Annotated in this window: 20 protein-coding genes; 12 read left to right on the top strand and 8 right to left on the bottom strand. The window is 72.6% G+C overall.

Annotated elements, in window-relative coordinates; all coding sequences use genetic code 11:
• Positions 1-76: 76 nt before the first annotated feature.
• The 7 genes from kdd to ACFFJG_RS19135 all read left to right on the top strand — a co-directional run bounded on the left by kdd (position 77) and on the right by ACFFJG_RS19135 (position 7,209).
• A complete protein-coding gene (gene kdd / locus ACFFJG_RS19165; RefSeq protein ID WP_378520398.1) occupies positions 77-1,180 on the top strand; it encodes an L-erythro-3,5-diaminohexanoate dehydrogenase in 1,104 nt (367 codons plus the stop codon).
• Complete coding sequence (gene kamD, locus ACFFJG_RS19160; RefSeq protein ID WP_378520397.1) at positions 1,180-2,772, top strand: lysine 5,6-aminomutase subunit alpha; 1,593 nt, start codon at positions 1,180-1,182, stop codon at positions 2,770-2,772. The genes kdd and kamD overlap by 1 nt, the downstream gene beginning before the upstream one ends.
• Before the next feature lie 52 nt (positions 2,773-2,824).
• Positions 2,825-3,580, top strand: coding sequence for a lysine 5,6-aminomutase subunit beta (gene kamE, locus ACFFJG_RS19155; protein ID WP_378520396.1), 756 nt, complete (start codon positions 2,825-2,827; stop codon positions 3,578-3,580).
• Positions 3,577-3,984 (top strand): 3-aminobutyryl-CoA ammonia lyase, encoded by a 408-nt coding sequence (kal, locus tag ACFFJG_RS19150; protein ID WP_378520395.1) that lies wholly within the window; start codon positions 3,577-3,579, stop codon positions 3,982-3,984. Before kamE ends, kal begins: the two co-directional genes overlap by 4 nt.
• 428 nt (positions 3,985-4,412) lie before the next feature.
• Positions 4,413-5,951: an apolipoprotein N-acyltransferase gene (gene lnt / locus ACFFJG_RS19145; RefSeq protein ID WP_378520394.1), complete on the top strand. Its 1,539-nt coding sequence runs from the start codon at positions 4,413-4,415 to the stop codon at positions 5,949-5,951.
• 26 nt (positions 5,952-5,977) lie between these two features.
• The gene (locus ACFFJG_RS19140; protein ID WP_378520619.1) at positions 5,978-6,703 is read left to right on the top strand and encodes a polyprenol monophosphomannose synthase; all 726 of its coding nucleotides are present in this window, start codon (positions 5,978-5,980) and stop codon (positions 6,701-6,703) included.
• Positions 6,700-7,209, top strand: a complete 510-nt coding sequence (locus tag ACFFJG_RS19135) for an FxsA family protein (protein ID WP_378520393.1) — start codon at positions 6,700-6,702, stop codon at positions 7,207-7,209. The genes ACFFJG_RS19140 and ACFFJG_RS19135 overlap by 4 nt, the downstream gene beginning before the upstream one ends.
• A 9-nt stretch (positions 7,210-7,218) precedes the next feature.
• Here the strand turns inward: ACFFJG_RS19135 and ACFFJG_RS19130 are convergent, their stop codons facing one another.
• The 3 genes from ACFFJG_RS19130 to ACFFJG_RS19120 all read right to left on the bottom strand — a co-directional run bounded on the left by ACFFJG_RS19130 (position 7,219) and on the right by ACFFJG_RS19120 (position 10,053).
• Positions 7,219-7,602, bottom strand: coding sequence for an RNA polymerase-binding protein RbpA (locus ACFFJG_RS19130; RefSeq protein ID WP_211731803.1), 384 nt, complete (start codon positions 7,600-7,602; stop codon positions 7,219-7,221).
• A gap of 235 nt (positions 7,603-7,837) precedes the next feature.
• Positions 7,838-9,235, bottom strand: a complete 1,398-nt coding sequence (locus ACFFJG_RS19125; protein WP_378520392.1) for an MFS transporter — start codon at positions 9,233-9,235, stop codon at positions 7,838-7,840.
• Entirely contained in the window at positions 9,232-10,053 is an 822-nt protein-coding gene (locus ACFFJG_RS19120) for a glycerophosphodiester phosphodiesterase family protein (protein ID WP_378520391.1), read from the bottom strand. The genes ACFFJG_RS19125 and ACFFJG_RS19120 overlap by 4 nt, the downstream gene beginning before the upstream one ends.
• Before the next feature lie 35 nt (positions 10,054-10,088).
• On the opposite strand from ACFFJG_RS19120, the gene ACFFJG_RS19115 reads away from it, so the two are divergent.
• Positions 10,089-10,361 carry a zf-TFIIB domain-containing protein gene (locus ACFFJG_RS19115; protein WP_378520390.1) on the top strand — a complete coding sequence of 91 codons (273 nt, stop codon included), beginning with the start codon at positions 10,089-10,091 and terminating at the stop codon, positions 10,359-10,361.
• Positions 10,362-10,468: 107 nt separating this feature from the next.
• On the opposite strand, the gene ACFFJG_RS19110 is transcribed toward ACFFJG_RS19115, so the two are convergent.
• Both ACFFJG_RS19110 and ACFFJG_RS19105 read right to left on the bottom strand, forming a co-directional pair.
• Complete coding sequence (locus tag ACFFJG_RS19110) at positions 10,469-11,992, bottom strand: helix-turn-helix domain-containing protein (RefSeq protein ID WP_378520389.1); 1,524 nt, start codon at positions 11,990-11,992, stop codon at positions 10,469-10,471.
• Positions 11,993-12,028: 36 nt separating this feature from the next.
• The gene (locus tag ACFFJG_RS19105; protein WP_378520388.1) at positions 12,029-13,543 is read right to left on the bottom strand and encodes a hypothetical protein; all 1,515 of its coding nucleotides are present in this window, start codon (positions 13,541-13,543) and stop codon (positions 12,029-12,031) included.
• An 88-nt stretch (positions 13,544-13,631) separates the two neighbouring features.
• Between ACFFJG_RS19105 and ACFFJG_RS19100 the strand changes: the two genes are divergently transcribed.
• From ACFFJG_RS19100 to ACFFJG_RS19090, 3 genes are all read left to right on the top strand, one after another.
• Positions 13,632-14,648 (top strand): zinc-dependent alcohol dehydrogenase family protein, encoded by a 1,017-nt coding sequence (locus ACFFJG_RS19100; protein ID WP_378520387.1) that lies wholly within the window; start codon positions 13,632-13,634, stop codon positions 14,646-14,648.
• A complete protein-coding gene (locus ACFFJG_RS19095; RefSeq protein ID WP_378520386.1) occupies positions 14,645-16,447 on the top strand; it encodes an alkaline phosphatase D family protein in 1,803 nt (600 codons plus the stop codon). Before ACFFJG_RS19100 ends, ACFFJG_RS19095 begins: the two co-directional genes overlap by 4 nt.
• A gap of 288 nt (positions 16,448-16,735) precedes the next feature.
• Complete coding sequence (locus ACFFJG_RS19090) at positions 16,736-17,845, top strand: DNA glycosylase AlkZ-like family protein (protein ID WP_378520385.1); 1,110 nt, start codon at positions 16,736-16,738, stop codon at positions 17,843-17,845.
• Between the two features lie 28 nt (positions 17,846-17,873).
• Here the strand turns inward: ACFFJG_RS19090 and ACFFJG_RS19085 are convergent, their stop codons facing one another.
• Entirely contained in the window at positions 17,874-18,500 is a 627-nt protein-coding gene (locus ACFFJG_RS19085) for a maltokinase N-terminal cap-like domain-containing protein (RefSeq protein ID WP_378520384.1), read from the bottom strand.
• Positions 18,501-18,610: 110 nt separating this feature from the next.
• Between ACFFJG_RS19085 and ACFFJG_RS19080 the strand changes: the two genes are divergently transcribed.
• Positions 18,611-19,036: a hypothetical protein gene (locus tag ACFFJG_RS19080; protein ID WP_378520383.1), complete on the top strand. Its 426-nt coding sequence runs from the start codon at positions 18,611-18,613 to the stop codon at positions 19,034-19,036.
• 19 nt (positions 19,037-19,055) lie between these two features.
• Here the strand turns inward: ACFFJG_RS19080 and ACFFJG_RS19075 are convergent, their stop codons facing one another.
• Together ACFFJG_RS19075 and ACFFJG_RS19070 are read right to left on the bottom strand one after the other, a co-directional pair.
• Positions 19,056-19,859: an SRPBCC family protein gene (locus ACFFJG_RS19075; protein WP_378520381.1), complete on the bottom strand. Its 804-nt coding sequence runs from the start codon at positions 19,857-19,859 to the stop codon at positions 19,056-19,058.
• Between the two features lie 10 nt (positions 19,860-19,869).
• Positions 19,870-20,352, bottom strand: a complete 483-nt coding sequence (locus ACFFJG_RS19070) for a pyridoxamine 5'-phosphate oxidase family protein (RefSeq protein WP_378520380.1) — start codon at positions 20,350-20,352, stop codon at positions 19,870-19,872.
• Positions 20,353-20,399 lie beyond the last annotated feature (47 nt).

Raw genomic sequence — 20,399 nt, 5'->3', positions numbered from 1 at the left:
GGAGAAAGTGCGGTGCGTCCAATGCCACGCCGCAAGATTTACGGTCCAGCCGCGTTGACGAAGAAGGATGACCTGCATGCCCACCCCCTCGGACATCCAGACGGAGCACCAGCCCGATCCCGCGAGCGGCCGCCGTCCCGGCGACCCGACGGGCCTGCACCGGGTGCTCGACGAGCGCGTCGTGCTGCCCCAGGCCGCCCAGCGCCTCGACACCACCGACGAGCTGTGGCCCGACGAGGTCCGCGTGCGGGTGGAGCGGCTCAACCTCGACGCCGCCTCCTTCCGCCAGCTCGAGCGCAAGCACACGCGCTTCGGTGAGACCGACGGCGACGCGGTGCGCGCGGAGGTCCTCGACATCGTCGCCACGCGCGGCAAGATGCAGAACCCCGAGACCGGGTCCGGCGGCATGCTCGTCGGCACCGTCGAGGAGGTCGGCCCGGACTCACCGCTCGGCCTGTCGGTGGGCGACCGCGTCGCCACCCTGGTCAGCCTCACCCTCACCCCGCTCGTGATCCAGGACGGGCTCGCGCGCTGGGACGGCGCGAGCGAGCAGGTGCCGTGCGACGGCTACGCCGTGCTCTTCGGTCGCTCGATCGCCGCCGTCATCCCCGACGACCTCGACCCAGCCCTCTCGCTGAGCGTGATGGACGTGTGCGGCGCACCGGCCCTCACCGCCCGCGTGGTGGGGGAGTACGCCGCCACGGGGACCGCCCCGACCGTCGCCGTCATCGGCGGCGCCGGCAAGTCCGGCTCGCTCAGCCTCGCGGCCGCGCGCCAGGCGGGCGCAGCGCGCACCATCGGCGTCGTGCCCCACCAGGCCGAGCACGACCTGCTCACCGGCGCCGGGATCGCCGACGCCGTCACCATCGCCGACGCGCGCGACCCCATCGCCCTGCGCGAGGCGGTCGCCGCCGCGGGCGGTCCTGCCGACGTGACGGTCGTGTGCGTCGACGTCCCCGGCTGCGAGGGCGGCGCCGTCCTGGCCACCGCCGAGGGCGGCACCGTCATCTTCTTCTCCATGGCCACCAGCTTCAGCGCCGCAGCGCTCGGCGCCGAGGGACTGGCCGCCGACGTGCGGATGCTCGTGGGCAACGGCTACGTCCCCGGCCACGCGGCCTACGCGATGGAGCTGCTGCGCGCGGACGCCGGTGTCCGCGGACTCTTCGAGCGGAGGCTCTGATGGCACGCCCCACCAGCCAGCTCGGCATCGACCGGGCCGACGTACGCCGCGCGCGCACGCTCGCCCGCCAGGTCGGCAAGCCGATCGTCGACCTCGCCACCCAGCACACGACGGTGAGCGTCGAGCGGGCCACGCTGCGCCTGGCCGGCCTCTCGGGTGCCGACCCCGACGGCACCCCCTGGGTCAACCGCCTCGCCGACGCGGTGCGCGCCGACGTGGGCCTCGAGCACGGCGTCAGCCTCCCGGTCTGGGACGCGCTGCTCCGGGGCGAGGGCGACGACCTCACGACGCTGGCCCAGAAGGCCGCCGCCGGCTCGGTGACGTTCCGCGTGCCGGAGGGCAAGGACGCCACCCGTGCCACGGCCGCCTCCCGCAAGGCGGTCGGCGCCGGCATCAAGCAGGTCGACCGGCAGCGCGTCGCGCGCGAGCGGATGATCGCCAAGGTGGGCGACGCCCCCAGCAAGCCGTGGATCTACCTCATCGTCGCCACCGGCGACATCATGGAGGACATCCCGCAGGCCCAGGCCGCGGCCCGCGAGGGCGCCGACGTGATCGCGGTGATCCGCTCGACCGGCCAGTCGCTGCTCGACTTCGTCCCCGAGGGCGCCACCCGGGAGGGCTTCGCCGGCACCTACGCCACGCAGGAGAACTTCCGCCTCATGCGCGCCGCGCTCGACGAGACGTCGAGGGAGCTCGGCCGCTACGTCCGGCTCACCAACTACGCCTCGGGTCTCTGCATGCCCGAGATCGCCGCGCTGGCCGGTCTCGAGCGCCTCGACATGATGCTCAACGACTCGATGTACGGGATCCTGTTCCGCGACATCAACCCGATCCGCACCTTCGTCGACCAGCGCTTCAGCCGCCAGGTCCACGCGCGCGCGGGCATCATCATCAACACCGGCGAGGACAACTACCTCACCACCGCCGACGCCGTCGAGGCCGCGCACACGGTCACGACCAGCCAGCTGCTCAACGAGTACTTCGCCAAGGAGGCCGGGCTCGAGGACTGGCAGCTCGGGCTCGGGCACGCCTTCGAGATCGACCCCGAGGTGCCCGACTCGTTCCGCCTCGAGCTCGCCCACGCGATGCTCGCCCGCGAGCTCTTCCCCGACGCCCCGCTCAAGTGGATGCCCCCGACCCGCCACATGACCGGCGACATCTTCAAGGGCTACCTCCTCGACGGCTTCTTCAACCTCGTCGGCGCGATGACCGGCCAGGGCATCCTGCTGGTCGGGATGATGACCGAGGCGGTCGTGACGCCCTGGATCTCCGACCGCGACCTGGCGCTGCAGAACGTCCGCTACGTGATGAACGCCGCGGGCAACCTGCGCGAGGACTTCCACCCCGCGCCCGAGGGGTTCATCGCCAGCCGCGCACGCGAGGTGCTGGGCGAGGCGATCGGCCTGCTCGAGGAGATCAAGGCCGACCGCAGCACGCCGGGGGAGCCGCCGCTGCTCTCGGCGATCGCCGACGGCACGTTCGGCCTGATGAAGCGCCCCGCCGACAAGGGCAAGGGCCTCGACGGCGTGGCCCGCAAGGCCGAGGGCTACTACAACCCGGCGACCGAGATCCTCGAGGGGGACCAGCGATGAGCTTCGAGGCTCGCTGCGCTCGCACCTCGACCACCGAGAGGGGATGCTCCGCATGAACCTGATCCGTCCCTACGGCGACACCACCGGCGACGGCATGGTGCAGCTGTCCTTCACCCTGCCGATCCAGCACTCGAAGGTCGCCGAGGGCGCCGCGGTGCAGCTGGCCAACAAGATGGGCATGGACCCCGCGCTGGTCGTGCACGCCAAGCCGATGGGCGACGGCTTCACGTTCTTCGTCGTCTACGGGCGGGTCAACCACCTCGTCGACCCCAGCACGGTCGAGGTGGTCGAGCGCGACTACCCGCTGCTGACGCCCAAGGAGGCCAACGCGGCGATCAAGCGCTCGATGCGGCGCCGCCTGGTGGTGGTGGGCGGGTGCATCGGCACCGACGCCCACACCGTGGGCATCGACGCGATCCTCAACATCAAGGGCTTCGCCGGCGAGAAGGGCCTGGAGTACTACCGCGAGCTGAAGGTGGTGAACCTCGGCGCCCAGGTCTCGGTGCCGCAGCTCGTCGAGGCGGCCCGCGCGGAGAAGGCCGACGCGGTGCTGGTCTCGCAGGTCGTCACCCAGCGCGACGCCCACCTGCTCAACACCCGCGAGATGTCAGCGGCGTTCCGCGAGGCGTATCCCTCGGACAAGCGGCCGCTGCTGGTCGTGGGCGGGCCGCGCTTCGACGAGACGATGGCCGAGGAGCTCGGCGTCGACCGGGTCTTCACCCGCGGCACCACGCCAGGCGAGGTCGCCTCCTACATCGTCCACCGCGTCGCGGGAGCCCGCGCGTCCAGCAAGGAGAAGGCCTCGTGAGCACCCCGGACCCGACCGCGGGTCGCGTCGGCACGGTCGTCACCCACCGGCGCTACGTCCCGTACTCCCACGCCCACTACGCCGGCAACCTCGTCGACGGCGCCTACAGCCTCGGGCTGTTCGGCGACGTGGCCACGGAGATGTGCATCGTCCTCGACGGCGACGAAGGCCTGTTCGCCTCCTACTCAGACGTCCAGTTCAAGGCCCCGGTCAGGGCCGGCGACGTCCTCGAGATCACCGCGACGCTCGTCAGGGAGGGCACCCGCAGCCGGGTGATGGACTTCGCGGTCCACGTGGTGGGTCGCGGCGCCCCGACCCAGGACGCGCCCGGTGCCGCGGAGGTGCTCGACCCGCCGGTGGTGGCGACGACCGCGACCGGCACGGTCGTCGTTCCTCCCCGCTGACCCGAGCAGCCGGACACCGGGCGTCACACCGGCACCACGCCGTCGGCGTGTCGCCCACGACACGCCGGAGCGCCTCGAATCGGCGGTGCCGCCCGGTCCGCCGCTGACCTGCGGGGATGCACGAATCCGCAGGTCAGGACCGTGTTGACACCGGCCCGCCCGTGAAGGCATCGTTCCGGCGTCCGCCTGTGCAGCTCGTGGGTGGTGGTGTCGGCAAGGGGGAGCAAGACGTGCGGATCGCAGCGCCAGCGATGACCGCCGTCGAGCAACCCGTCGGCAGCGCCCTGCGGGGGCCGGATGCGGGAGGGACCCCGGTGCCGTAGACAACTTCACGCGATCGGCAGCCAGCCGTGTCGCGCGTCGGTCCGAAGCCTCGTCGTCCCTCCCGCACCGCTGCAGGCCCTTGGCCGTCGGCTACGGTCTGCACCGTGCCGCTGCGCTGCCTCCTCGCCCTCGTCGGCGGACTCGTCCTGGCAGCCGCCTTCGAACCGATCGGCTGGGCGTGGCTGATGCCGCCCGCGATCGCCGCGCTGGTGCTGTCGGTGCGCGGCCTGGGACCGCGTCGCGCGTGGCTGCCGAGCCTGCTCTTCGGGCTGACCTTCACCTACGCCGTCATGGTCTGGATGCGCTCGGTCGGGACGGATGCGTGGATCGGGATGTGCGGCGTCGAGGCGGCGTTCTTCGTGCCGCTCGGCCTCGGCCTGTCCTGGAGCCTCCGGCTGCGGGCGTGGCCGGTGTGGACCGCGCTGTGGTGGGTCGGGATCGAGACCCTGCGCAGCGGCTTCCCGTTCTCCGGGATGCCCTTCGGGCGACTGGCGTACGCCACCGCCGGGACGCCGTGGGCCGAGGCCCTGCCCTACGTCGGCATGGTGGGCACCGGCTTCCTCGTCGCCCTCACCGGCACCACGCTCGCCTGGGTGCTGGTCACGGTGCGCTCGCACCCACGGGCGGCGGTGGCCGTCGTCGCGGCCCTCGCGGTCGTCACGCTGCTGCCGGCGCTGGCGCCGTTCCGCGTGACGCAGCAGGGCTCCACGACGGTCGCCGCGGTGCAGGGCGACGTGCCGGGCACGGGCCTCGACGTCCCGTCGGTGCACCGGGAGGTCACCGCCAACCACGTCGACCTGACCCGCGACCTCGCCGAGGCCGTCGCGGCGGGGGAGCAGCCCCCGGTCGACTTCGTGGTGTGGCCGGAGAACTCCACCGCGGTCGACCCGTTCACCGACCCGGGCATCCACGCCGGGATCGTGGCGGCCAGCGACGCGGTCGACGTGCCGATCATCGTCGGCGGCGTCTCCACCGACCCGCTCGACGACACGCAGGTGCTCAACCAGGGCATCGTCTACGAGCCCGGGCTCGGCAGCGGCGACCGCTACACCAAGCGCCACCCCGTGCCGTACGGCGAGTACATCCCGTTCCGGGGCAGCAGCCTGATCCCCTCGACCTACGGCAAGCTCCGGATGGTGCCGCGCGACATGGTGCGGGGCACCAGCCTGGAGCCGCTGCGCGTGGCCGGCGTGCGGGTGGCCGACGCGATCTGCTTCGACGTCGCCTACGACGACGGGATCGCCGGCCAGGTGGCGCGCGGCGCCCAGCTGGTCACCGTGCAGACGAGCAACGCCATGTTCAGCCGCACCTCCCAGCTCGACCAGCAGTTCGAGATCAGCCGGCTGCGGGCGCTGGAGACCGGCCGCTGGGTCGTGGTCGCGGCGATCAACGGGATCTCGGGCATCGTGAGCCCCGACGGGGAGGTCGTGGCGTCGGTCCCGCGCCGCCAGCAGGGCGTCCTCGTCGAGACCGTGGGGCTCAGCACGACCCTCACCCCGGCCGTGCGGATCGGGCTGTGGCCGGGACGGCTCGCCCTCGTGTTCCTCCTCGTCCACACGATCGTCGTCGTTCTGGCCTATCGTCGTCGCCGACGCGGCGACCGCCCCGTCGACGTGCGGAGCGAACGAGGTGGCACCCGGTGAGCGTCGAAGGCCTCGGCCGCTGCGTGATGGTCGTCCCGACCTACAACGAGTCGGAGAACCTCGAGTGGATCGTGGGTCGCCTGCGGGCCGCCCAGCCCGGGGTGGACGTGCTCGTCGTCGACGACAACAGCCCGGACGGCACCGGCGCCATCGCCGACCGCCTGGCGGCGGAGGACGAGGCGGTGACGGTGGTGCACCGCACCGAGAAGGCCGGGCTGGGGGCGGCGTACCTCCACGGCTTCCGGGTGGCGCTCGAGGCCGGCTACGACGTGATCGGCGAGATGGACGCCGACGGCTCCCACCAGCCCGAGCAGCTCCAGCGCCTGCTCGACGCCCTGCGGACCGCCGACCTCGTCATCGGCTCGCGCTACGTGCCGGGCGGGTCGGTGGTGAACTGGCCGGTGCAGCGGCTGCTGCTCTCGCGCGGCGGCAATCTCTACGTGCGCCTGCTGCTCGGCATCAAGGTCAAGGACGCCACCGCCGGCTACCGCCTGTTCCGCCGGGCCACGCTCGAGGCGATCGACCTTGCCTCGGTGAGGTCTACTGGGTACGTGTTCCAGACCGACCTCGCCTACCGCACGCTGTCCCGCGGCCTGCGTCTGAGGGAAGTGCCCATCGAGTTCATCGAGCGCGAGCGGGGCGACTCCAAGATGAGCGGGCAGGTGGCGAGCGAGTCGCTGCGCCTGATCACCCGATGGGGACTCTCCGAGCGCCGCGCCCAGCTGCGCCACCGGAGGGGCGCCGGGGCATGAGCACCCTCGGCAGCACCCGTCCGCCGCGACGACGCCGCGCCTGGCTCCGACCGCTCCTCGCGATCGCCTTCGTGGCGGTCCCGCTCGCCGAGATCTGGGTGATCCTCCAGGTCGGCCGGCTCGTCGGCCCGTGGTGGACGATCCTGCTGCTCGTCCTCGACAGCATGCTCGGCGCGTGGCTGGTCAAGCGGGAGGGCGGCCGCGCGTGGCGCGCGCTGCGCGAGGCTCTCCAGCACGGCCGGATGCCGGCCCGGGAGCTCGCGGACGGCGCGCTCATCCTCATCGGCGGCACGCTCATGCTCAGCCCCGGCTTCGTCCTCGACGTCGCTGGCATCCTGCTGATCCTGCCCTTGACCCGTCCGATCGCGCGCCGGCTGCTCACCTCGGTGGTGGAGCGCCGCCTCGTCGTGGTGCCGGGAGGCTTCCCCGCTGGCGGGCCCGGAAATGGCCGTCGCCCCGGACCGGGGGCCGAGGGGCCGGTGGTCCGGGGCGACGTGGTCGACTGAGCGAGCGGCTCAGGAGACCTTGCGCTTCTTGGCGTTGGCCCGGTGCAGGTGCGCCGGTCCGATCTCCCCGCCACGGAGCAGCTCGAGGCGCTCCTTGAGGATGTCCTCGAGCTCCTTCTCCGAGCGACGCTCCAGGAGCATGTCCCAGTGCGTGCGAGCCGGCTTCTCGACCTTCTCCTCGGGGAGGATGCCGGCCGTGCTGAGGGCCTCGGCGCCGCAGCGCGGGCACTCCCAGACCGCCGGGATGTCGGCCTCGACCGACATGGTCACCTCGAACTCATGACCCTGCTTGCACTTGTAGCCGACCTGCTGACGAGCCGCGAACTCGATGCCGCGCTCGTCCTCAAAGCTCTGGCCGCCGAGCCTCGCGCCACGCAGTGTGCGCTCCGCCACCGTGCCCACCTCCAGTTGGGTTGCTGACCCCGTAGATTGTGTTCCGGGCAATGGGGAGACGAGCCGGACCGTGGTCCATGACGCCGCTCGTGACGACGCGCTCGCCCCTTCTTGATCCTTCAACGGTAGCGGGGACGTCCACATTCCGTGGATTCGACGGCAGAACTCCCACGCGTGAGCGAGACGAACCTCACCCCCACGGGTGGCACCCCGGCCACGGCGGGGCCGGCGGGACTCAGATGACCGCCGGCACCTCGTTCCCGGCGTCGCGGATCCCGCGCTCGGTGTCGACCCGGAGCAGCAGCAGACCGCCGAGGACGAAGAAGATGATCAGGGCGAAGATCGCCGGGCGGTAGGAGTCGGTGAGCTGGAAGACCAGGCCGAACACGAGGGTGCCGAACCACGACGTCCCGCGGTCCATGGCGTGGTAGAAGCTGAAGTACTCCGCCTCCTTGCCACGGGGGATGAGGAGCGAGAAGTACGACCGCGCCAGCGCCTGCGTGCCGCCGAGCACGACGCCGATGGCCACGCCGAGCAGCAGGAACGGCACGAGTCCCTTGACGGGCAGGAAGAGCGCCGCGGTCACGATCAGCATCCAGACCACGAGGCCGCCCAGGATCGTGCGCTTGGAGCCGAACCGCCTGGCCAGCCGGCCGAACACCAACGCGCCGCCGAAGGCGACGAACTGCACCAGCAGGATGGTGCCGATCAGCACCGACTGCCCGAACTCCAGCTCCTCCGAGCCATAGGTCGAGGCCGAGGCGATCACGGTCTGGATCCCGTCGTTGAAGAACAGGTAGGCCAGCAGGAAGTTGAGCGCGACGGGGTAGCGCGGCAGCTCGCGCAGGGTCTTGCCGAGCTGGCCGAAGCTCTGCGCGAAGATCCCGCCGCCCCCACCGTCGGCCTCGGCCAGCGGCACGGGCTCGTGGTCCTGCAGCCGGAGGAACGGGATGAAGGTGAACGCCGCCCACCACAGGCACGCCGAGAGCATGCTCAGCCGCGCCGCGTCGCCCTCGGAGAGGCCGAAGGTGTCGTGCAGGGTCACCACGGCCAGGTTCACCGCGAGCAGGAGGCCGCCCCCGAGGTAGCCCCACGCCCACCCGCGCGAGGAGACCCGGTCGCGGTCGTCCTCGTCGGAGATGAGCGGCAGGATCGAGTCGTTCACCACGAGCGAGGCGCCCAGGAAGATGTTGGCCAGGAAGAAGCCGAGGGCGCCGATCTGCCAGTTGCTGCCGGTGGCGAAGAAGATCAGCGACCCACTCAGCGCTCCGAGCCAGGCGAACGCCGCCAGGAGGCGCTTCTTGTCCGCCGTGCGGTCGGCGACCGGACCCATCAGCGGCAGCACGATCGCGGAGATGATCGTGGAGACGGTCACCAGGTAGGACGGCAGCGAGCCGGGCGCCACGGAGATCCCGAGCAGCGAGACCCGGTTGTCGACCGCCGCCTCCTTGGCGATGGCGATGATGTAGGGCGCGAACAGCACGGTCCCGACCGTGGTCACGTAGGCGCTGTTGGCCCAGTCGTACCAGTACCAGGCCTTCTGCTCCCGCGCGCGGGCGAGCGGGCGGAGGTCGGCGATGCCGGTGGGCGTGCCGGGCGTGCCGGCGGGGTGGGCGCCGTCGGAGTGGCTCATGAGTCACCTTCCCGGCCGCCGTGGGGGCCGTTCCACTGTCCGCGTGCGCGGAGCACGTCCCTGAGTATGTCCGTGCGATCGGTCATGATGCCGTCAACGCCACGGTCGAGGAGGGAGTTCATCTCGATCGGGTCGTCGATGGTCCACACGTGCACCTGCAGGCCCGCCGCGTGGGCGCGACGCACCAGGGCGGGGGAGGTGACCCGCAGCCGTCCGTGGCGGTGCGGGACCTGCAGTGCGCGCGGACGGCCGCGGGTGACCCACCGTGCGAGCCGGGCGCTCGGGAGCAGCAGGAACGCCGCCACCTCCAGCGGGTGGGCCGAGGTGGCGACCCGCCCCCGGGTGCGCCGGCGAAACGCCTCCAGCCGGCGTACGGAGAACGATCCGACCAGCACCCGGTCCCAGGCCTCGCGCTCCTCGACGAACGCGGCCAGCGCCTCCACCGCCCCCTCCGACTTGAGGTCGATGTTGAACCGGGCGTCGGGGAAGGCGTCCACGAGCTGTGCCAGCGTCGGCACCGGCTCGGAGCCGCCGATGAGCGCCATCTGGACCTCGGACCACGTCGCGTCCTCGATGCTGCCGGTGCGGTCGGTGACCCGGTCGAGGACGGTGTCGTGGAACGCCAGCAGGACGCCGTCGCTGGTCACGTGCACGTCGGTCTCGAGGTAGGTGTAGCCGAGCGCCACCGCGTGGCGGAACGCGGTCAGCGTGTTCTCCAGGCCCTCGATCTCGGGGTGGTACGCACCGCCGCGGTGGGCGAAGGCGAGGGGCCGGGGGGAGTCGAGGTAGCGCGACTGGGGCGGGCGCGGCGGGGTCACGCCGAGAAGTATGGGGCGAGGAGTACCTTCAGGGGATGGAGCCCGAGACCGAGAGCCTGACGTGTCCCCGCTGCCGCGCCGAGATGGCCGAGCGCTCCCTCGGCGGAGCCACCGTGGGGCAGTGCCCCGAGGGGCACGGGGTGTTCCTCTCCAGCGCCGACCTCGGCGTGCTGGTGGAGGCCGAGAACGACTGGCACCGCAACGCCGGCCAGCACACCGCCCCCATGCCGCGGATCACCGCCGACATGACCGCCCCGCCTGCGGTCGGTCGCCAGTCGCGCGCGTGGGTGGAGACCCTCTTCGGCTGAGCGCGCACCTCGACGCGCCCGTCCCGGGCTCGTGCGTCGCCCGGAGGGCTTGCTCGGCCTGGCCGAGCCCACGCCGCCGACTCGTCCCTCGTCGGCGGCTGCTCGACTCAGATGTCGCGGAACGAGTCGATGTTGGCGCCGAGCTCGTTGAGCCGCTCCGCGAGGTCCTCGTAGCCGCGGTGGATGACGTACGTCGAGCGCAGCACGCTGCGGCCCTTCGAGGCCAGCATCGCGATCAGCAGCACCACCGCCGGGCGCAGCGCCGGCGGGCAGACGATCTCCGCGCCGGAGAAGTGCGTCGGGCCCTCGACCAGCACGCGGTGCGGGTCGAGCAGCTTGACCTGCGCGCCGAGCTTGTTGAGCTCGGTGAAGTAGATCGCGCGGTTCTCGTAGACCCAGTCGTGCAGCAGCGTCTGCCCCTCCGCCACCGCGGCGATGACTGCGAAGAAGGGCAGGTTGTCGATGTTGAGGCCCGGGAACGGCATCGGGTGGATCTTGTCGAGGGGCGCCCGCAGCTCGGAGGGGTGGGTGGTGAGGTCGACCAGGCGGGTCTCGCCGTTGAGCGCGGCGTACTCGGCCGAGCGGTCGTAGCGGAAGCCCATCTCCTCCAGCGTCGCGAGCTCGATCTCGAGGAACTCGATCGGCACCCGGCGGATGGTGATCTCCGACTTCGTCACGATGGCGGCCGCGAGCAGCGACATCGCCTCGATCGGGTCCTCCGACGGGGCGTAGTCGACGTCGACGTCGATCTCCTGCTTGCCGGTCACGCGGAGCGTGGTGGTGCCGACGCCCTCGACCTCGACGCCGAGCTTGCGCAGGTAGAAGCAGAGGTCCTGGACCATGTAGTTGGACGAGGCGTTGCGGATGACGGTGGTGCCGGGGTGCAGCGCGGCGGCCATGAGGGCGTTCTCGGTGACCGTGTCGCCGCGCTCGGTGAGCACGATCGGGCGCCCCGGCTCGACGGCGCGGTTGACCCGCGCGTGGTAGGCGCCGTCGGTGGCCTTGACCTCGAGGCCGAAGGGCCGCAGGGCCGACATGTGGGGCTCGACGGTGCGCTCGCCGAGGTTGCACCCGCCGGCGTAGGGCAGGTCGAACTGGTCGTAGCGGTGCAGCAGGGGGCCCAGGAACATGATCACCGACCGGGTGCGTCGCGCGGCCGCCTCGTCGATCGCGACCAGGTTGAGGTCGGCCGGCGGGATGATCTCGAGGTCGTTGTCCTCGTTGAGCCAGCGGGTGGCCACGCCGAGGGAGGTGAGGACCTCCAGCAGGCGGTTGACCTCCTCGATGCGGGCGACCTTGCGCAGCGTCGTCCGGCCCTTGTTGAGCAGCGAGGCGCACAGCAGGGCGACGCCGGCGTTCTTGGAGGTCTTGACGTCGATGGAGCCCGACAGCGTGGTGGGGCCGTCGACCCGGAGGTGGGTCGGGCCCGCGCCCAGGGCGACGATCTCGGAGTCGAGGGCGGTGCCGATGCGCGCCAGCATCTCCAGCGAGAGGTTCTGGTGACCCTTCTCGATGCGGTTGATCGCGCTCTGGCTCGTGCCGAGGAGCTCGGCGAGCTGGTGCTGGGTGAGGCCCCGGTGCTTGCGGGCGTCGCGGATCAGGTTGCCGATGCGGCCCTTGTAGTCAGCCATGCCCACCACGGTATCTCAGATATGAGATAAAGCCAGTCAGGGTCGTTCGCAGCGGCGCGTCACCTCCGCCGTGCAGACGTCGCGGCGGCCCTTGCCGCCGTCGGCCCGGTCCTTCCCGGCCCCGCCGACCAGCCGGTCGGGTCGCGGGTCGGACGCCCCGACGAGCACGTCCGCGCCCGGCCCGCCGAGCGCCACCCGCTGGCGGCGCGGGGTGTCGCCCTCGAAGACTCCGCCGTCGGCCGGCATCCGGATCCGGTCGGGTCCGGCCTCGCCGCGCACGACGGCGTCGAGACCGATCGCGCTGACACGGTCGGCACCGGCTCCCGCGCGGACCCGGACGAACGGTGCCGTGGCGTCGATCACGTCGTCGCCACCGCGGCCCCGCACGACGGCCTTGCTGCCGAAGGCCCTCAGCGTGTCGCCGCGGCCCGTCCCGACCAGGGTCGTCGCGGGTTCGGGGGAGGCGCCGGACGACGCGATGACCTCCTCGAAGCGGGAGAAGTCCCCCGTCCTGCCGTCGCACGAGGTGGCGTCGTCGAGGCGCACCACGATCGACCGACGGCACAGCATCTCGAGGTGGGCCGTGTCGCGCCCCGCCCCGCCGAGGGCAGACGCGGGCTGGGTCGGCAGGTTGAGGCCCTGGACGGCGAGCGTGTCGTCACCTCCGCCGAGGTCGACGTCGCCGACGTTGGCGTCGGTGTACCTCACGGTCTCGGCGAGGTCGCTGCCCACGAACGACACGTACGCGCCGAGGGACCGGGTCGGCGTGCCGATCTCGAAGGTCTGCACGTCACCCACCCAGCTGACGGTGGGGGAGCCGGCGACGACGCGGCGAGCGCGGTTGTCGACCAGCACGCCTCCGTAGGGCACGGACCGCAGCCGGTCCGGGCTCGGCAGCGCGAGCGTCGCCTCCTCGGACGCCGAGACGTCGACCAGGCCGTCCGCGGACATCGGTCCGTCGATGACGGCGCGGGCGCCGCGCGTGCCGAAGGTGATCCGGTCGGCGTTGGGCCCGTCGAGCGGTGCGGTGCTCCAGACCTGCGCGGCGCCCGTCACCACGTCGCGCTGCGCACCGGTCAGGCGGGCGTCGGTCGCGACCGCGTCCGGGTCGTAGGCCACGGTCTCGGCGAAGACCTGCTCACCGATGTCGGCGCCCGTGAAGGTGTCGCTGCCCAGGCCGAGCGTCACCGTGGTGGTGATCCCGGTCGTGCCGGCAGGGACGAGGTTGACGACCGTGTCGTCGCCCGCGCCCGCGTCGAGGATGGCGAGCCGGCTGCGTCCGCCGTAGTGGTCGGTGACGATCTCCGCCGGGACGTCCAGGCAGATGGTGTCGTTGCCGCCCTTGGCGTCGAAGTCGGTCCACGCGCCGGGCTCCACGGCCACGACGTCGTCGCCCTCGGTGCCCTCGGTGACGGTGGAGCTTGCCACGACGGTGACGGCCCTGCCGAGGCAGCTGGTCGGAGCGACGGCGTGGGCCGGCACCGCGACCAGGCACGGCGCGACGGCGGTGACGGCGGCCGCCGCGAGGAGCGATCGTGGGCTGAGAGACATGCGTGGTTCCCCCTGTGTCGTGGTGCCTGCCGCGAGGAGACGCCCGTCCGGGCGGAAAGGTTGTCCGGGTCCGTGGCAGTATCCGAGCATGCGCGCAACCACGATCCACGCCCCGGGCGACATCCGCTTCGAGGAGGTCCCCGACCCCACCATCGAGCAGCCGACCGACGCCGTCGTCAAGGTCGTCGCCGGCTGCATCTGCGGCTCCGACCTGTGGCCCTACCGCGGTCACAACGACATCGACGCGGGGGCGACGATCGGCCACGAGTGCGTGGGCGTGGTCGAGGAGGTCGGCGCCGACGTGAAGGACTTCCGCCCCGGCGACTTCGTCATCGTCCCGTTCTGCCACAGCGACAACACCTGCCCGCACTGCCTGGCAGGAGTGCAGTCCGCCTGCCAGAACGGCGGCTTCACCGCCAGCGGCCAGGGGGAGTACGCCCGCGTGACCCAGGCCGACGGCAGCCTGGTCAAGACCGACGGGATGCCCGACGCGTCGATGATCCCCTCGCTCCTCACGCTCTCCGACGTCTTCCCGACCGGCTGGCACGCCGCCGTGTCGGCGGGAGTCCGGCCCGGTGGGACCGCCGTGGTCATCGGTGACGGCGCGGTCGGCCTCTTCGGCGTCCTGGCGGCCTCTCAGCTCGGCGCGGAGCGGGTGATCGCGATGTCGCGCCACGCAGACCGGCAGGCGATCGCCCGCACCTTCGGGGCCACCGACGTCGTCGCGGAGCGCGGCAAGGAGGGCGGCGAGCGGATCGCCGAGCTGACGGGCGGCGTCGGCGCCGACGCGGTCCTGGAGTGCGTCGGCACCGACGAGGCGATGAAGACGGCGTTCGCGGTGGCCCGCCCGGGCTCGACCGTCGGGTTCGTCGGCGTCCCGCACGGCGTCGAGCTGCCGGTGCGCCGGATGTTCCAGAAGAACGTCGGTCTCGCCGGCGGCGTCGCCCCGGTCCGGCGCTACCTGCCGGACCTGCTCGAGCGCGTCCTGTCCAACGCGGTCGACCCCGGCATCGTCTTCGACCTGACCCTGCCGATGTCGGAGTCGCCCGAGGGCTACCGCGCGATGGACGAGCGCCGCGCGACCAAGGTCCTGCTCCAGCCGTGAGCGGGCCCGACGACCTGCTGGTCCTGGGTCCGCTCCTGCGCCACGTCGACTCGACCTCGGCCGCGGTCTGGGTGGAGACGCGCGACCCCGCCACCGTGACCGTGACCCGTGGCGCGACCACCGCGGAGGCGCGCACGTTCGCCGTGCACGGCCACCACTACGCGCTGGTCGAGGTCCTCGACCTGGAGCCCGGGACCACCGAGGCCTACACGGTCGCGGTCGACGGCCGGCAGGTCTGGCCCGAGCCGGGCTCGCCGTTCCCCGCGCCGGTCATCTCCACCCTCGAGCCGGGCCGGCCGCTGCGGATGGCGTTCGGCTCGTGCCGCACCTCGGTGACCCACGACGAGAAGGGCAACCGGTCGCACGGCGTGGACGCGCTGCGCGCCTGGGCGCTGCGGATGGCCGGCCAGGTCGACCCGGCCGACCCCGACGACCCCGACCTCGCCTCGTCGCTGCCCGACCTGGTGCTGTTCCTCGGCGACCAGGTCTACGCCGACGAGACCACCGAGGAGATGCAGGCGTTCATCGAGTCGCGTCGCGACATCGAGCAGCCGCCCTGGACCGAGCTGCAGGACTACGAGGAGTACGCCCACCTCTACAAGCTCGCGTGGTCCGACCCGGCCAACCGGTGGGTGCTCTCCACCGTGCCGAGCTCGATGATCTTCGACGACCACGACATCCGCGACGACTGGAACACCTCGCAGCAGTGGCGCGAGCAGATGGAGGCCACCTCGTGGTGGCACGGGCGCATCGTCGCGGGGCTGGCGTCGTACTGGGTGCACCAGCACCTCGGGAACCTGTCCCCGGCGGAGCGCGCCCAGGACGAGATCTGGCAGCACGTGCTCGCCCACGCCGGTGACGACGAGCAGGACCTGGGCGAGGTGCTCGACGCCTTCGCCGCCCGCGTCGACCAGGAGCCGGCCACCTACCGCTGGAGCTACGTCCGCGACTTCGACACCCAGGCCCGACTGGTCGTGGTCGACTCCCGCGCAGCGCGCCAGCTCGAGGAGGGCCACCGCGCGCTGCTCGACCCCGACGAGGCGGCGTGGCTCGACGAGCACCTCCGCGGCGACGTCGACCACCTGTTCGTGGCCACGTCGCTGCCCTTCCTCCTGGCCCGCGGCCTGCACCACCTGGAGGCCTTCAGCGAGGCCCTGTCCGACGGCACGTGGGGCGACCGCGGCGCCCGGTTCGGCGAGAAGATGCGCCAGACGGTCGACCTCGAGCACTGGGGCGCCTTCCAGCGCAGCTTCCAGGACGTGTGCCGCCAGGTCCTCGAGGTCGCCGACGGCCGGCGCGGGCGAGCGCCGTCATCGGTGACCTTCCTGTCCGGCGACGTGCACCACAGCTACGTCAGCGAGGCGTGGCCGGTCGCACGCGACGGTCAGGTGCGCTCGACCCTGCTGCAGGCGGTGTGCTCACCGATCCGCAACCCGCTCTCGCGCAACATGCGCTTCGCCACCGCGGTGCTGTCCTACGGCGTGGCCGGTCCGATCGGCCGCCTGGCGTCGCGGTCGGCGCACGTGCCCGACGCGCCGCTGACGTGGCGTTACGCCGAGGGGCCGTGGTTCGACAACAACCTGGCCAGCCTGGAGGTCCGCGGCAGGAGCCTGAGGATGTGGTGGGTCACCGGCGAGGTGGTCGATGCTCACGACCGGCCGCGGCTGGCGAAGGTGGCGAGCTACGCCTTGGGGGACGACGGCCGGCCGCCGGCCCACGAGACGGTGCGGCAGCGGTTCGTGCGCGGGGTGCGCCGCCGGGTGCGCGACAAGGTGCGCGACGGGGTCAGACAGCGCTGAGGACGCGGCCCTGCGTGCAGTGGCACGTGTCGGAGCACGGCAGGTAGGAGTGCACACCGTGGCCGCACGCGCTGCACGGCAGGTCGTGCGAGAGGTGCTTCGAGCTGGTCTCGACGGTGTCCCACATGATAGTGCTCCCCATGGCTGTACGGCGGTCCGAGATGATCGCCTGACGTGCTTCGAGCGTGTCACCGGGACGGCCCCCGCACGGGCGAAATCGGGTCAAGTGCCCGATATCGGGGTCGGAATGACCCGAACGGGCCATGGCGGTGGTCCTACGATCGGGGCATGGCCGGGGCGCACGTGCACGAGCTGACCGCCGCGCAGGCCCGGCGCATCGTCGTACGGGCCCAGCTGCTGGCCGAGCCCCGACCGACCGACGTGCTCGACGTGGTGCGCCACCTCGGGTTCCTCCAGGTCGACCTCACCCGGGTGGTGGCCCACCACGCCGACCTCGCGCTGTGGACCCGGCTCGGTGCGCGCTACCACCCCGACGACCTCGAGGAGCTGCTCGGCGACGGCGCCGTGGTCGAGCTCCAGGCGCTGCTGCGCCCGGCCGAGGACGTCGCGCTCTTCCGCGCCGACATGGACACCTGGCCGGGGGAGCCGCCGCTCAAGGAGTGGCAGGAGGACCTCGCCGACTGGGTGGCCGCCAACGACGGTTGCCGGCGCGACGTGCTGGCCCACCTGCGCGCCGAGGGCCCGACCCCCGCGCGCGACCTGCCCGACACCTGCGAGGTGCCGTGGCGCTCCAGCGGCTGGACCAACGACAAGAACGTGATGAAGCTCCTCGAGTGCCTGGAGGCGCGCGGCGAGGTGGCCGTGGCCTCGCGCGAGGGCCGCGAGCGACACTGGGACCTCGCCCGGCGCGTGCACCCCGGCGACCCCGCCGTACCCGCGCCGGAGGCCCACCTCGAGCTGGCCCGCCGGCGCCTGCGGGCGCTCGGGCTGGCGCGACCGCGCGCGCTCGAGGCGTGGCACGAGCCGTACGACGTGCGCGGGGTCGGCGCTGCGGCGCGGGTCGAGGGCGTGCGCGGCACCTGGCGCGTCGACCCGACGCTGCTCGACGACGACTTCGAGGGCCGCACCGCGATCCTCTCGCCCCTCGACCGCCTGGTCTTCGACCGCAAGCGGATGGAGGAGCTGTTCGGCTTCGACTACCAGCTCGAGATGTACAAGCCGGCCGCGGCGCGGCGGTGGGGCTACTGGGCGATGCCCGTGCTCGACGGCGACGCGCTCGTGGGCAAGATCGACGCCACGGCCGACCGCGAGGCGGGCGTGCTTGTCGTGGACGCCGTCCACGAGGACGGCGACTGGTCGGCCGCCCGGCGCCGACGCGTCCACCACGAGCTCGACGCGCTGGGGGAGTGGCTCGGCCTCGACGTGGTGCGCCCCTGACCCGACGCGGGTGCGGGCCGGGCGGCGGTCAGGAGTCGCGCAGCGCGGCCCACACGTGCACGTCGGGCTCGCCGGCGACCGTGCCGGTCAGTTGCGGGCCCTCGCCCAGCGGCGTGCCGACCACGCGCGCCAGCGCGATCGTGTGCCCGCCTGCCTCGACCACCGTCACCGCGTCCTCGTCGCGCACGCCGTCCACCGTCGTGACCGGCGCGGACGCGTCGGCGCTCCCGCTGCCGCTCACCTCGATGCGGGGCGGGATGTCGACCCGCTCGCCGTCGCGCTCGAAGAACATCGGCGTCTCGTGGCCGCCGGTGAGGATCGCGCGGACGAGGGTGTCGGCCCAGACCGGGTCGCCGCAGCCGTCGTAGACCCAGCGGGTGCCGAGCACCGAGTGCTCGGTGGTCGCGACCAGGTGCTCCTCGGCGGACGCGAGCGGCTCCGAGCGGTAGGTCAGCGGTGTCTGCAGCAGAGCCCCGTCGTCCGCCCGCCACACGATCGTCTCCACCCCGACCTCGCCGGCGGGGTCGTCGAGCCGGTACTCGCCGACCTTCTCCGCCACGGTGCGGCCCTGCGCCCAACCGCGGGTGGGCAGCCAGCCCTCGACGATCTCCTGCTTGGTCGGGCTCAGCGAGGCGCCCCGGTGCACGATTCCCATGCCCTGCACCCTAGGCCGGGCAGTGGCACCGCGGCCACGAGCGGCAGCCGCCACGCGTGGGATGGCGGCAGGTGGGCACTGGGGAGGTCCGCCACCGGAAGGACTGCACGATGAAGAGGACCTGGATCGCCGTCGCCGCGTTCGCGCTCGCAGGCTGCGGGGTGGGGAGCGACGACCCGCCGTCCGGCGACCCGAAGGACACGGTCGCGCCCGACCCGAGCACGAGCGAGGTCGTCGACGCGGTCAGTGGGAAGCCACTGTCGGAGTTCGAGGGGTCGGCCGACTACGAGTGGCGCAAGGCCATCGCGGAGGACCCGGACGCGATCGTGCAGCAGATGCAGGCCATCGCGCCCCACCTCGACGAGCAGGACCTGTCGGGACTCCTCGAGACCTGTGGGTCGGCCTCCGGTGGTGAGGCCGACGACCAGCTCGCCGACGCCGCGGTCGACCTGTTCTCGGGAGGACCGGGCGAGGAGGTCTCCCCGGACCAGGCGACGGCCCTGGTCGGGCTCGCCCGGACCGACGTCTGCCCCTGAGCCGGTCTCTCAGCCGGTCTCAGACGTCGAACCCGAGGGCGTTGGCAAGGCCCGCGGGGTCGGCGACCGAGATGGTCGCGCCGGGGTGGACGATCGCACCGGTCGGGTCGATGGCCGGCACCGGCTCGTGGAAGGTCACGCACAGCGCCGCGTCGCCGTTGGTGGTGAAGGAGACGCCGCGGTCGGTCAGCGACAGGTGCGGCGGCCCGGCGGTCTTCACGAAGGAGAACCCGCCGCTCGGCTCGACCGAGGCGACGTTGGTGCGTGGCGTCGCCAGACGCCACGGTCCGTAGCGGACGTAGAGCCAGTGCGGCCCGACCTCGACCGCGGTCGTGCGGGGCGTGATGCCGAAGGGACGACCGGCGGCGGCGTAGGACGGCGCGAAGGCGAACCGGAACGCCTGGACCGCCTCGGGGGTCAGTCCACCGGCGTGACCGCCCGCGTCGCGGACCAGGCGGCGCAGTGCGTCCCGCGCCGGTAGGCGGTAGGGCTGGAGGAGGGCCGCGGCGGGGGCGGGCACCCGGAGCTGGGCGCGGCTGGCGCCACCGGGGGCCGGCAGCACGTGGTGGTCCATCGTCACCGCGGCGCCGCCGCGGCCGACCCGCCACGTCCACGTGCGTACGAGCGGGTCGAGGGCGACGACCTCGAAGTCGACGGCGACGCGGCCCGGCCCGTGCACCCGACCGGTCGAGCCGACGGCGATGACCGGGTCGTCGCACTCGACGGACTGGATCAGGGGCGCCCAGGACGACCAGTCGTCCGGCGTGGTGAAGCGGCGCCACACCTCGTCGGGGTGGGCAGGTCCGTGGACGTCGACGAGCACGGCAGGACCGTCAGAGGATGACGGTGTCGTTGTCGCCGAGGTCGGGCTGGTCGTCGGTCAGCAGCCCCTTGGCCATCTGCACGACGGCCGCGGCCTTGCCGGGAGACTCCCAGTACTCGGCGGTCGAGCCGTCGATCTCCAGCAGGACGTTGTCGGGGTCGTCCGGGCCGCCGCTCATGAAGGCACCCGCCGAGGCGTCCCACAGCTCGCGCAGCTTGGCGCGGTCCTCGCTGACCCTGGCGGTGCCGGACAGCGACACCCACCCGGCCTTGCTGGAGTACGCGACGTTGACGCGTGCGTCGGCCTCGATCGCCTGCACCTTGTCCGAGCTGCGCTCGGTGAGGAACCACGTCGTGCCGGGCTCCTCGAAGTCCTGGGTGCCCATCGGTGTCGACACCAGCGCGCCCTCGCGCGCCACGTAGGTCAGCACCGCGATGTCGGTCTTGCGCATGATCTCGGCAACGGTCCGCACCTGCTCGTCGTGGTCGCTCATGCGCTCGACCCTCGCACGCCCGTCAGCGACCACGCACCATCCGCACG

The organism is Nocardioides zeicaulis (genome assembly GCF_042432345.1).
GTDB classification, from domain to species: Bacteria; Actinomycetota; Actinomycetes; order Propionibacteriales; family Nocardioidaceae; genus Nocardioides; species Nocardioides zeicaulis.
This window is presented reverse-complemented; position numbering and strand designations above follow the sequence as displayed.

What these genes read in the sequence shown, in the direction of transcription:
- kdd (WP_378520398.1), top strand. Translation starts at nt 77, where the DNA reads ATGCCCACCCCCTCGGACATCCAGACGGAGCACCAGCCCGATCCCGCG.
- kamD (WP_378520397.1), top strand. Translation starts at nt 1,180, where the DNA reads ATGGCACGCCCCACCAGCCAGCTCGGCATCGACCGGGCCGACGTACGC.
- kamE (WP_378520396.1), top strand. Translation starts at nt 2,825, where the DNA reads ATGAACCTGATCCGTCCCTACGGCGACACCACCGGCGACGGCATGGTG.
- ACFFJG_RS19140 (WP_378520619.1), top strand. Translation starts at nt 5,978, where the DNA reads ATGGTCGTCCCGACCTACAACGAGTCGGAGAACCTCGAGTGGATCGTG.
- ACFFJG_RS19135 (WP_378520393.1), top strand. Translation starts at nt 6,700, where the DNA reads ATGAGCACCCTCGGCAGCACCCGTCCGCCGCGACGACGCCGCGCCTGG.
- ACFFJG_RS19125 (WP_378520392.1), bottom strand. Translation starts at nt 9,235, where the DNA reads ATGAGCCACTCCGACGGCGCCCACCCCGCCGGCACGCCCGGCACGCCC.
- ACFFJG_RS19115 (WP_378520390.1), top strand. Translation starts at nt 10,089, where the DNA reads ATGGAGCCCGAGACCGAGAGCCTGACGTGTCCCCGCTGCCGCGCCGAG.
- ACFFJG_RS19110 (WP_378520389.1), bottom strand. Translation starts at nt 11,992, where the DNA reads ATGGCTGACTACAAGGGCCGCATCGGCAACCTGATCCGCGACGCCCGC.
- ACFFJG_RS19105 (WP_378520388.1), bottom strand. Translation starts at nt 13,543, where the DNA reads ATGTCTCTCAGCCCACGATCGCTCCTCGCGGCGGCCGCCGTCACCGCC.
- ACFFJG_RS19100 (WP_378520387.1), top strand. Translation starts at nt 13,632, where the DNA reads ATGCGCGCAACCACGATCCACGCCCCGGGCGACATCCGCTTCGAGGAG.
- ACFFJG_RS19090 (WP_378520385.1), top strand. Translation starts at nt 16,736, where the DNA reads ATGGCCGGGGCGCACGTGCACGAGCTGACCGCCGCGCAGGCCCGGCGC.
- ACFFJG_RS19085 (WP_378520384.1), bottom strand. Translation starts at nt 18,500, where the DNA reads ATGGGAATCGTGCACCGGGGCGCCTCGCTGAGCCCGACCAAGCAGGAG.
- ACFFJG_RS19080 (WP_378520383.1), top strand. Translation starts at nt 18,611, where the DNA reads ATGAAGAGGACCTGGATCGCCGTCGCCGCGTTCGCGCTCGCAGGCTGC.
- ACFFJG_RS19070 (WP_378520380.1), bottom strand. Translation starts at nt 20,352, where the DNA reads ATGAGCGACCACGACGAGCAGGTGCGGACCGTTGCCGAGATCATGCGC.